The sequence below is a fragment of the Pandoraea sp. B-6 genome (genome assembly GCF_000282835.1).
In the GTDB taxonomy this organism is placed as follows: Bacteria; Pseudomonadota; Gammaproteobacteria; order Burkholderiales; family Burkholderiaceae; genus Pandoraea; species Pandoraea cepalis.
Map to the genome: position 1 here is coordinate 1 of NZ_AKXS01000333.1, position 10,590 is coordinate 10,590.

General features: G+C 65.3%; 9 protein-coding genes and 1 pseudogene. 2 read left to right on the top strand and 8 right to left on the bottom strand.

Features of this window, described 5'->3' with window-relative positions; all coding sequences use genetic code 11:
* Together A985_RS24015 and argS are read right to left on the bottom strand one after the other, a co-directional pair.
* Positions 1-241, bottom strand: a pseudogene (locus A985_RS24015) (cell division protein); the annotation flags it as partial.
* 66 nt (positions 242-307) lie between these two features.
* Positions 308-2,029 (bottom strand): arginine--tRNA ligase, encoded by a 1,722-nt coding sequence (gene argS, locus A985_RS0103280; RefSeq protein WP_369751547.1) that lies wholly within the window; start codon positions 2,027-2,029, stop codon positions 308-310.
* 227 nt (positions 2,030-2,256) lie between these two features.
* On the opposite strand from argS, the gene A985_RS0103285 reads away from it, so the two are divergent.
* Entirely contained in the window at positions 2,257-2,583 is a 327-nt protein-coding gene (locus tag A985_RS0103285) for a DUF1840 domain-containing protein (protein ID WP_017231995.1), read from the top strand.
* A gap of 214 nt (positions 2,584-2,797) precedes the next feature.
* Here A985_RS0103285 and A985_RS0103290 read toward each other — a convergent pair whose 3' ends face one another.
* The 3 genes from A985_RS0103290 to A985_RS0103300 form a co-directional block, all read right to left on the bottom strand.
* Positions 2,798-3,508: an MgtC/SapB family protein gene (locus A985_RS0103290; protein WP_026131610.1), complete on the bottom strand. Its 711-nt coding sequence runs from the start codon at positions 3,506-3,508 to the stop codon at positions 2,798-2,800.
* A 183-nt stretch (positions 3,509-3,691) separates the two neighbouring features.
* Entirely contained in the window at positions 3,692-6,451 is a 2,760-nt protein-coding gene (gene metH, locus A985_RS0103295; RefSeq protein WP_017231997.1) for a methionine synthase, read from the bottom strand.
* 116 nt (positions 6,452-6,567) lie between these two features.
* Positions 6,568-7,710 (bottom strand): homocysteine S-methyltransferase family protein, encoded by a 1,143-nt coding sequence (locus A985_RS0103300; protein ID WP_017231998.1) that lies wholly within the window; start codon positions 7,708-7,710, stop codon positions 6,568-6,570.
* A 146-nt stretch (positions 7,711-7,856) separates the two neighbouring features.
* Here A985_RS0103300 and A985_RS0103305 point away from each other — a divergent pair, with 146 nt between their 5' ends.
* Positions 7,857-8,249: a rhodanese-like domain-containing protein gene (locus A985_RS0103305; protein WP_017231999.1), complete on the top strand. Its 393-nt coding sequence runs from the start codon at positions 7,857-7,859 to the stop codon at positions 8,247-8,249.
* 134 nt (positions 8,250-8,383) lie between these two features.
* Here A985_RS0103305 and A985_RS0103310 read toward each other — a convergent pair whose 3' ends face one another.
* The 3 genes from A985_RS0103310 to A985_RS24020 all read right to left on the bottom strand — a co-directional run.
* Positions 8,384-8,641 (bottom strand): DUF3567 domain-containing protein, encoded by a 258-nt coding sequence (locus tag A985_RS0103310; protein WP_017232000.1) that lies wholly within the window; start codon positions 8,639-8,641, stop codon positions 8,384-8,386.
* Between the two features lie 172 nt (positions 8,642-8,813).
* On the bottom strand, positions 8,814-9,608 hold the full coding sequence (gene pcaD, locus A985_RS0103315; protein WP_017232001.1) for a 3-oxoadipate enol-lactonase: 795 nt from the start codon (positions 9,606-9,608) through the stop codon (positions 8,814-8,816).
* Between the two features lie 214 nt (positions 9,609-9,822).
* The coding region (locus A985_RS24020) for a DUF3108 domain-containing protein (RefSeq protein WP_017232002.1) at positions 9,823-10,590 on the bottom strand (768 nt) is incomplete at its 5' end.

Consider the following 10,590-nt stretch of genomic DNA (forward strand, 5'->3'; position numbering starts at 1 on the left):
CCACGGCCGACGCGGCGCCCGGCAGCGGCGTGCGCGGCTGCAGCGACTTGTTCGGATCGGGCGCTTGCGCGGCCGGCGAGTTATCGGCCGGGCGCGGCGGCGTCTTTTCGACGAATGGGGTCGGCGTCTTCGTGATGTAGAGCGCGACGACGACGGCAACGGCCAGCCCAACGATCAGGCCGAGCACGATGCCCAGAAAAGTACCGCCCCGCTGGCGGGGAGGCCGACGTGTGTGTGCCATCGAGTCGATTCCGTCCTTACAGAGTTCCGATGCGTTTGCCGTTCGGAAGGGTTGGATAACTGGGGCTTACATCTTGGCCGGGGTCGACACGCCCAGCACGGCAAGACCGTTGCGCAGCACCTGACGCGTGGCCGCCAGCAGCGCCAGACGCGCGTGCTTGACGGTCTCGTCGTCGACCAGCACGCGATCGGCGTTGTAGAAGGAGTGGAACGCCCCCGCCAGATCCCGCAGATAGAAGGCCACGGCGTGCGGCGCAAGTTCCTCGGCCGCGCGTGTGAGCATGTCCGGGTATTCGGCGAGCAGTTGCAGCAGCGCGAGCGCGCGTTCGCTGTCGAGCGGCGCGAGGTCGGCGTGGGCCAAACGGGCGTCGTCGCCGCCCCATTGCGTGAGGATCGAGCAGATGCGGGCGTGCGCATACTGCACGTAGTACACCGGGTTCTCGTCGTTCTGCTTGAGCGCGAGATCCACGTCGAACACGAATTCGGTGTCCGCCTTGCGCGAAATTAGGAAGAAGCGCACAGCGTCGCGGCCACGGCGCAGGGCGGCTTCACGCTCGGCCGGATCCGTGACCGGGGTTTCGGCCGTGATGCCGCCCGACCACTCGATCAGGTCGCGCACCGTCACGTAGCTGCCCGCGCGCTTGGAAATCTTCACCTCTTCGCCGTGGCGCATAACGGTGACCATCTTGTGCAGCACGTAGTCGGGGTAGCCCGTCGGAATGCCGATGCCCAGGGCCTGCAACCCCGCGCGCACGCGGGCGATAGTGCCGTGGTGGTCCGACCCCTGCACGTTGATGACTTGATGGAAGCCGCGCGCCCACTTGCGGGTGTGATAGGCAACGTCCGGCACGAAGTACGTGTACGTGCCGTCGGACTTGCGCATCACGCGGTCCTTGTCGTCGCCGTAATCGGTCGTGCGCAGCCACAGCGCGCCGTCCTGTTCGTACGTCACGCCCGCGTCGACGAGCGCCTGCACCGTGCGCTCGACACTGCCGTCGGCATAGAGCGACGACTCGAGGTAGTACTGATCGAAGCGCACACCGAAGGTCTGCAGATCGATGTCCTGCTCGCGGCGCAGATAGGCCACGGCGAATGCGCGGATCGAATCGATGTCCTCGATGTCGCCGCTGCCGGTGACCGGGGCGCCGTCGGAGGCCTGCACGGTCTTGCGTGCGAGGAAGTCTTGTGCGATGTCGCCGATGTAGTCGCCGTTGTAGGCCGATTCCGGCCACTCGGCGTCGCCCGGCTTGAGGCCGCGTGCGCGCGCCTGCACCGAGGTGGCGAGCGTCTGGATCTGCACGCCGGCGTCGTTGTAATAGAACTCGCGATGGACCGGATGGCCTTGCGTGCCCAGCAGCGCCGAGATCGTGTCGCCGAGCGCGGCCTGACGGCCGTGACCCACGTGCAGCGGGCCGGTCGGGTTGGCCGAGACGAACTCGACGAGCACCGGCGCGTCGTCGTGGCGCACAGCGCAGTGGCCGAAGGCGGCGCCTTCGGTCAGGATCGCGCGCGCCACCGACTGCTTCGCGGCGTTGGCCAGACGCAGGTTGATGAAGCCGGGGCCGGCGATCTCAACCGCGTCGACGAGTCCGCTCGCGCGGGCGTCGGCGAGGATGGCGTCGGCAATCTTCTGGGCCAGCTCGCGCGGATTGGCGCGCAGCGGCTTCGCGAGTTGCATTGCCACGTTGCAGGCCAGATCGCCATGCGCGGCGACTTTCGGGCGTTCGAGCAGGATAGTCGGCAAGGCCGGCGCATTTTGCGCGGGGGTCGCAGTGCCGTCTGCGGGCATCAGACCGGCGACGACGTCGCCGATCAGCGCGACGAGAGCATTCTTTTGTGCAGGTAGCATTGGCGGGTGTTTCGGGTGCGTCCGGACGCGTCCGGACAGGCAATTGAATCGTCAGCACCGGATTTTAACAGGTGTATGATGAAGTCACGGTACCCGCTGATCCCACGCGTTGCGTGACATGCGCTCGGGGCGGCGGAGGGGGTCACAACGCCAATAGGGAGACAACCATGCTGGTAACGTTCAAGTCGCACGCTTCGCCCACAATCACCATGCTGGAAAATCTCGCGCAGTTTCTGCTCGGGCTGGTCGGCAAGAAGCTTGGCGAGCGCGGTGCCATCGGCGAGGACGAAATGGGCGAGGCCATTGCGAAGCTGGAAGCCGCCATCGCGGAAGACAATGCCGCCGCGAAGAAGGAAAACGAAGGCAAGAAGTCCGGCGAACGAGAGGAAGAGGATCGTCTGCGCCTGGCGCAACGTGCGTATCCGCTGCTCGATATGCTGCGCGAGTCCCGCAAGGAAAACGTCGCCGTGATGTGGGAGACTGGCCGCCGCTAAGCGGTCGAAGGCAACGGCAGGCCCTCGCAGACAGCGCAGGGCAGGCGCCCCCCCTCGTCCGGCACGACGCGCCCCTCGTCCGAGCGCGTCGCTCGCCAACCCTCTCGCTTTCGCGTGAGTTCCCCGTCCCGGAATCTGCAACTTTCAGTGCCAGCGATCGATGCGGCGACGCCCTCACATGGGCCGTCATCGCGCATCACTCGGCATGTTTCCCCTAGTCGTCCGAACGGCTCGACCAGAACACCTGATTCACCCCCGGCAGCGTTTCCAAATGATCGGAGAGGGCGTCGAGTTCGCCAGCCTGCACGGCGGTGGGCAGCAACAGCGCTTCGATCTCGACGTCGGCTTCGCCGAACGGGTGAATATCGAGCGCGCGCACGGGATAGTTCGACGCTTCGAGCCAGGCTTCCACCTTGTCGAGCACTTCTCGTTGCGTCGTGCGGGCGCAGATGACGGACAGCGCGTAAGTCGCCTCCGACGTCGCCTCGTTGATCGGGGCGCGGTTGATGCGGTTCACAACCGGACGCAGCAACGTATTGGCCGCCAGCACGAAGCCCGCGACGACGACTGCTTCGACGATCAGACTGGCCCCGGCGGCGGCGCCCACGGCGGCCGAGCCCCATAACGTGGCGGCGGTGTTCAGGCCGCGCACCGAGGCGCCGTCTTTCATGATGGCGCCGGCCCCGAGGAAGCCGACCCCCGACACGACGTAGGCAATCACGCGCGTATCGCCGGGCATGAGCCGCATCGACAAGTCGACGAAGGCGGCGGCCCCCACGGCCACGAGCACGTTGGTGCGAAGACCGGCCGTGCGCTGGCGGACCTGACGCTCCACACCGATGATCGTGCCCAGGATAAACGCGACGAGCAGCGAGACGGCTGTGTTGAGCAGCGGCAGGAGGTGGAAATTCTGAATGCTTTGCAATGCGTGCATGGAACCTCTCGAAGTGAGCCGGTCGACAGATGGCAAGGCGCCGGTGGCCGAGGATCCGATCTGCCGGCTCAGCCCGAACGGGCGGGACACTACGCGTCGGTTGCGACAGGGGCGTGACACCGGCGTCGGCGTGCAGTCGTCATGCCGCCCACCGGGTCACGCGAAGGCATGCGATTACGACAGTTGCGGGGCCAGCAGGCGCCGGGCGGTGGCCTCGTCCACGTTGGCGCGTTCCATGAAGTCCTCGACCTGATCGGGGCCGATCTTGCCGACGCTGAAGTATGTGCTGTCCGGATGCGACAGGTAGAAGCCCGAGACGCTCGCGGCGGGCAGCATGGCGAGCGATTCCGTCACACTCATGCCGACTTCATGGGCTTGCAGGTAGTGGAACATCGGTCCCTTGACCGAGTGCTCGGGGCAAGCCGGGTAGCCCGGGGCCGGGCGAATGCCGACGTACGCTTCCTTGATGAGGGCATTGTTGTCCAGTTGCTCGCCGCTGGCGTAGCCCCAGAACTCGCGACGCACGCGCGCGTGCATGCACTCGGCGAACGCCTCGGCGAGTCGGTCGGCCAATGCCTTGAGCATGATCGCGCTGTAGTCGTCGTGTGTGGCGAGGAAGCCGGCTTCCTTGGCGTCGACACCGAGACCGGCCGTGACCGCGAACACGCCGATGTAGTCCGCCACCCCGCTGTCCTTGGGCGCGATGAAGTCGGCCAGTGAGCGGTTCGGGCGACGCACGCCGTCGACCACGGGCCGCTCGCTTTGCTGTCGCAGGTTATGCCACGTGAAAGCGACTTCCGAGCGCGACTCGTCCGTATAGATTTCGATGTCGTCGTCGCCGACCACGTTGGCGGGCAGCATCGCGATCACGCCGTTGGCCGTCAGCCAGCGGCCCTTGATCATGCGATCCAGCATCTCCTTGCCGTCCGCGAAGACGCGTTGGGCCGACTCGCCGACGATCGCGTCGCTGAGAATCGCGGGGAAGGGGCCAGCCAGATCCCACGTCTGGAAGAACGGGCCCCAGTCGATGTAGTCCGCCAGTTCAGCCAGGTCGTAGTTCTTGAACACGCGCCGGCCAATGAACTTCGGCTTGGGCGGGACGTACGTCGACCAATCGATCTTGAACTTGTTTTCCCGCGCGGTGGCGAGCGAGACCATCGGCGTGGCCCTGCGATTGGCATGCTGTGCCCGCACGCGCTCGTAATCCGTCTTGACCTCTTCGAGGTATCGCTCGGCGGCTTCGTCCGACAGCAGATTCGAGGCGACCGACACCGAGCGCGACGCGTCGGGCACGTAAATCACGGGGCCGTCATAGTGCGGCGCGATTTTCACGGCCGTGTGCACGCGCGACGTCGTGGCGCCACCAATCATCAGCGGAATGTTGCGCAGGCGGAAGTAATCGTCGCGCTGCATTTCGGAGGCGACGTAGGCCATCTCTTCCAGACTCGGCGTGATGAGACCCGACAGGCCGATGATGTCGGCGCCTTCCTCCTTCGCCTTGGCGAGAATGTCGGCGCAGGGCACCATCACGCCCATGTTCACCACCTCGAAATTGTTGCACTGGAGCACCACGGTCACGATGTTCTTGCCGATGTCGTGCACGTCGCCCTTGACCGTGGCCATCACGATCTTGCCCTTCGAGCGAACGTCTTCCCCGGCGGCCGCCATGCGCGCCTTTTCCTCTTCGATGAACGGTACCAGATGCGCGACGGCCTGCTTCATCACGCGCGCGCTCTTGACGACCTGGGGCAGGAACATCTTGCCCGCGCCGAACAGATCGCCCACGACGTTCATGCCGTCCATGAGCGGGCCCTCGATCACCTGGATCGGACGGCCGCCCGCGGCGTGGATCTTCTGGCGCACTTCTTCCGTGTCGTCGACGATGAACGTGGTGATGCCATGCACCAGCGCATGCGCGAGACGCGCTTCGACCGGCTGGTTGCGCCACTCCAGGTTCTCTTCGCGCCGTTGCGCGCCGCCCTTGAAGCGCTCTGCAATTTCCAGCAGACGCTCGGTACTGTCGTCGCGGCGGTTGAGCACCACGTCTTCGACGCGCTCGCGCAGTTCGGGATCGAGGTTCTCATACACGCCGAGCTGACCGGCGTTGACGATGCCCATGTCCATGCCCGCCTGAATCGCGTGGTACAGGAACACGGTGTGAATCGCTTCGCGCACGAGGTCGTTGCCGCGGAACGAGAACGAGACGTTCGACACCCCGCCGCTGATCTTCGCGCCGGGCAGGTGCGCCTTGATCCAGCGTGTGGCGTTGATGAAGTCGACCGCGTAGTTGTTGTGCTCTTCGATGCCGGTGGCCACCGCGAAGATGTTCGGATCGAAGATGATGTCCTCGGGCGGGAAACCCGCTTCGTCGACGAGCACGCGATAGCTGCGCGCGCAGATCTCGGTCTTGCGCGCGTAGGTGTCGGCCTGCCCGTGTTCGTCGAAGGCCATGACCACGGCGGCGGCGCCGTAACGGCGAATCCGCTTGGCGTGATGCACGAACGCTTCGCGGCCTTCCTTGAGCGAGATCGAGTTGACGATGGCCTTGCCCTGCACGCACTTCAGTCCCGCCTCGATCACTTCCCACTTCGACGAGTCGATCATGATCGGCACGCGCGCGATGTCCGGCTCGGAGGCGATCAGGTTCATGAAGCGCACCATCGCGGCCTTGGAGTCGAGCATCGCCTCGTCCATGTTGATGTCGATGACCTGGGCGCCGTTCTCGACCTGCTGGCGGGCGACCGCGAGGGCTTCATCGAACTGGCCGTTCAGGATCATGCGCGCAAACGCTTTCGAACCCGTGACGTTGGTACGCTCGCCGACGTTGACGAAGAGCGTGCCCGCGCCGATGTTGAAGGGCTCGAGGCCGGACAGGCGCATCGGCTGCACTGGCTCGACGGATTCGACAGGCGTCAGGAAGGGCGTTTGGCTCATGGGGCAATCCGTTCAGTGGTTGGCGCGTTGGCCGTGCCTCGTGCGTGAGAGGCGACGGCGGCGCGCCGGGCTTGCTGCAATCAATCTTGTCTTCGTCGGGCGGACGCTGGCTACGCTCAGGCGTCGTCGCCGTCGTTGCCATCCGTGCCGTCGCCGCCGCCGGTGGGGCGATACTGCGACGGCCAGCGGCGCGGCTTCACGTCAGCCAGCGCCTTCGCGATCTCCGCGATGTGTTCCGGCGTGGTGCCGCAGCAGCCGCCCGCCAGATTCACCAGGCCCGCCTGCGCGAATTCCTTGAGCAGGCTCGACGTCACGTCGGGCGTCTCGTCGAAGCCCGTATCGCTCATCGGGTTGGGCAGGCCGGCGTTCGGGTAGACCGACACGTAGGTGTTGCACAGCTTGGCCAGTTCCGCGATGTACGGACGCATGAGCGTCGCACCGAGCGCGCAGTTCAGGCCAAACGTGAGCGGGCGGGCGTGACGCAGCGAATTCCAGAACGCTTCGACCGTCTGGCCCGACAGAATGCGCCCGGAGGCATCGGTGACGGTGCCCGAGATCATGATCGGCAATACCTCGCCGGTGTCTTCGAACAGCTCGTCGATGGCAAAGAGCGCGGCCTTGGCGTTGAGCGTATCGAAGATCGTCTCGACGAGGAACAGATCGACGCCGCCTTCGAGCAACGACTTGGCTTGCGCGTAGTAGGCGTCGCGCAGTTGGTCGAAGTCGACGTTGCGCGCGCCCGGATCGTTCACGTCCGGGCTGATGCTCGCGGTCTTCGGCGTTGGACCGATGGCGCCGGCGGCGAAGCGTGGCTTGTCGGGCGTGCTGAAGGCATCGCAGGCCTCGCGCGCCAGACGTGCCGACGCGCGGTTCATCTCGTCGGCCAGATCCTCCATGTGATAGTCGCTCTGGGCGATCGTCGTCGCCCCGAACGTATTCGTCTCGAGGATATCGGCGCCTGCCGCAAGGTATTTGCGATGAATCTCGCTGATGATGTCGGGGCGCGTGAGCGAGAGCAGCTCATTGTTGCCCTTGACGTCGTGCGCGAAGTCGGCGAAGCGATCGCCACGGTACTGGGCTTCGCTCAGCTTGTACTGCTGGATCATCGTGCCCATGGCCCCGTCCAGAATCAGGATGCGCGATTCGAGCAGCGCGGGCAGTGCCTGACCCCGCGTGTAGCGTGGCTGTGAGCGGGCCGGAGCCGTGGTCGATGCGGTCCCCGTATGGGCGTTGGCGGCGGATGGGCTAGCGGTGGTCATGACGGACGTCGCCTTGGAGTGGCCGGAAAACCTATAATTGTAATGGTTTTCGCGCCCGCCGCCCGCGCGCCGCCGCCTGCCGGGCGGCGCCGGCGGCGATTCGTGACGCGCGCGCCGCGCCGTCCTGACCCGCTTTCGCCAACGATATGGAATTCCTGCTCCCGAGCGCCGCTCACCAGTTTCTGCAAGCCAAGGCCAATGCCCTGTTCGTCGATTGCCGCAGCGAAATGGAATACTTGTTCGTGGGACACCCGGCCGGGGCGATCCACGTGGCGTGGAACGACGGCCCGGATTGGGAGATCAACCCCCATTTCGTCCAGAGCGTGCGCAAGCTCGCCGGCGCCGGAGGCGAGCGTCCCGTGCTGCTGATCTGTCGCAGCGGCAACCGGAGCACTGCGGCCGGCGAGGCGCTCGAGGCGGCCGGGTTCCGCAACGTGTATGCCGTGCTGCATGGCTTCGAGGGCGATCTGGACGGCACCCATCACCGCAACGCCGTGAACGGGTGGCGCTTCGAAGGACTCCCGTGGGAACAGTGCTGAGGGCCTGCGCGAGGCCATTGCCGTGCGGGATAAGGCGGTGATGCATGACATGCCGGTAAGCTTCGGCGCCATGAAAAAACCCTCGCCGTGGCGAGGGTTGGGTGTGGGTGGCGGCACCGCGTGCGGTGTTGGCGTCAGTGGAGCACGACCGGGTTCGTCATGAAGGTATCGAACTGGCCGAGGAATTCATCGACTTCGTCCTCGGAGGGCTCGCTGGCGATCAACTTCTGCACTTCTTCACGGAATTGCCGGGCAAGCGTGCCGTCGAGAAAAATCTCACGGCCAGCGGTTTTGTCCACGATTTCATAGCCACCGGCAGATAGCGCGTGATCGCCGTTATCCGCGGCAAACTCGACCACATAGTAGTTCGGGCTGTTGTAAATCATGAGCATGGCAACTCTCCTGGTGTTCCTGCATGGTCCTCAGTAACCCACATAGGGGCGACGCGGCGCGATTTCAAGAGGCAGTGCCCCATGATTCGCTTATCGGCACACCGGCTGACGAATTCAATGGTTTTGGCCCTCCTTGTCTAAGATCCCGCTACAGGTCCCGCAGCTTGCTGGTTCACACGTTAGAGGACGCCCCGAGCAAAAACGTTGCAAGGGCATTGGTTACGAACTGTTTCTGCTCGACGATCGACAGATGGGCGGCGTCGGGCACGATTTCCAGCCGGGCACCGGCGATGCCGCTGGCGATGCGTCGCGCGACGGCCGGCGGCGTGGAGGGATCGTTTTCCCCGACCAGCACCAGGGTCGGCGCGTCGATTTCCGACAGTTTGGCTCGCACGTCGAACGCGGCCAGCGCTTCGCAGGCGGCCGCGAAACCCTCAGGATGCGCCTTGGCCACCAGCGCGCGAACGCGTTCCGATGCCTCGGGGTGGCGCTTGCGGAAGCGCTCGCCCAGCCAGCGCTCGAGCGTGCCGTCGGCAAGCGCCTTCATGCCCCGTTCGCGTGCCTGCGTGGCGCGCTGGCGAAACACCTTCGCGTCGGCGTCGTCGTAACCGGCCGTGGTGTCGATCAACGTCAGGCTGGCGATGCGCTCCGGCGCATCGAGCGCGACTTGTTGCGCGACGGCACCGCCCATCGAAATGCCGACGAAGTGCGTTTGTGGGATTTCCAGCGAATTGAGCAATGCGGTCGCGTCGGCGGCCAGTTGTTCGATGGTGTAAGGGCCGGCGGGGACGTCGCTGCGGCCATGGCCGCGGCTGTCGTATCGGAGCACCCGGAAATGGGCCGCGAGGTCGGGCACCAGATCGTCCCAGATCGTGAGATCCGCGCCCAGCGGATGCGCGAGCGTCACCCACGGACCGTGGCCTTCCACCGCGTAATGAATCGATGCACCGTTGGCACTGACTTTCATGGTGAGCGGTCCCCCAAATCTCGTCGATGCGTTGGCGAAGTGGCGTAGGTGCAGTGGGATGTTTCTGATTATGTCAGGAACCTTGGACTTCTGCTGGCGAACCGTAGTAGCACGACAACACTGCGCCGCGCCGCGGTGCGACGTGCACATCGCTCGAAATTCTAACGAATGGGGGCGCGGGGTTTAGCGCCCCGGAGGTCCGAGCCGAGCCGGCTCAAGGCGACGATTGCTGTGTGAAGACCAGTTCGAATTCGTTGCCCGACGGCTCGGTTTGCTTGACGCGCACCGGCATCCAGTTGAGCGATGGCGCGAGCCAGATGTCGACGCGTCGCTCGTCACCCGCCTTACGCGGCAACCGCGTGAAGTGGCGGGTCTCGACATAGCCCTGCGGCGTGCGCAAGGTTTCCTGGCCAACGTACTGCACTGGCCAGACTTCGCTGCTGTCCGTGTCGACCACCGTGAACTCGTGCGTCACGCCGACCTGTGCGTAGCGTTCCGGATTGCCTCTCGCATAGCTTGCCAGCTGCATCATCACGCTGAATCGGTCTTGGGCGCCGGGCGCGAGCGGCATGGACTGGCCGGAGCGCGAGAAGTGCAGCATCGGCGTGCCATCGCGATGGAAGTCACTGACGTATTCGGCGCGACGACCGCGTTTTTCCACATAACGAGATGGCGCAATGCCGTTCACGTCAAAACCGCCCTCGCTGATGAACTCGAACGTGCCGAAGAAGATGATCGGCACCGCCACGCGCAGACGGTAATGGCCGTTTGCGTTGACCCATTGCAGTTCGCCGGTCTGATTGCGCACGCCGTTCATGTACGCGTCGTACGCCATCGTGGCGGAGGGCGGCGGATCGAACCTGTCGCCATTGGCGGCGGCTGCCGTGAGCGGCGGGCCGGGCGGCGAGGTGGCTTGCGCGCTGCTGGCGGGCGCTCCAGACGTGTCGCCTTCGCTTGCGACGGTCTGCGAGGCCGCCTGCGG

Bases quoted from the DNA above. Each gene is read 5' to 3' on its own strand.
- argS (WP_369751547.1), bottom strand. From the start codon at position 2,029: ATGCCCGCAGACGGCACTGCGACCCCCGCGCAAAATGCGCCGGCCTTG.
- A985_RS0103285 (WP_017231995.1), top strand. From the start codon at position 2,257: ATGCTGGTAACGTTCAAGTCGCACGCTTCGCCCACAATCACCATGCTG.
- metH (WP_017231997.1), bottom strand. From the start codon at position 6,451: ATGAGCCAAACGCCCTTCCTGACGCCTGTCGAATCCGTCGAGCCAGTG.
- A985_RS0103300 (WP_017231998.1), bottom strand. From the start codon at position 7,710: ATGACCACCGCTAGCCCATCCGCCGCCAACGCCCATACGGGGACCGCA.
- A985_RS0103305 (WP_017231999.1), top strand. From the start codon at position 7,857: ATGGAATTCCTGCTCCCGAGCGCCGCTCACCAGTTTCTGCAAGCCAAG.
- A985_RS0103310 (WP_017232000.1), bottom strand. From the start codon at position 8,641: ATGCTCATGATTTACAACAGCCCGAACTACTATGTGGTCGAGTTTGCC.
- pcaD (WP_017232001.1), bottom strand. From the start codon at position 9,608: ATGAAAGTCAGTGCCAACGGTGCATCGATTCATTACGCGGTGGAAGGC.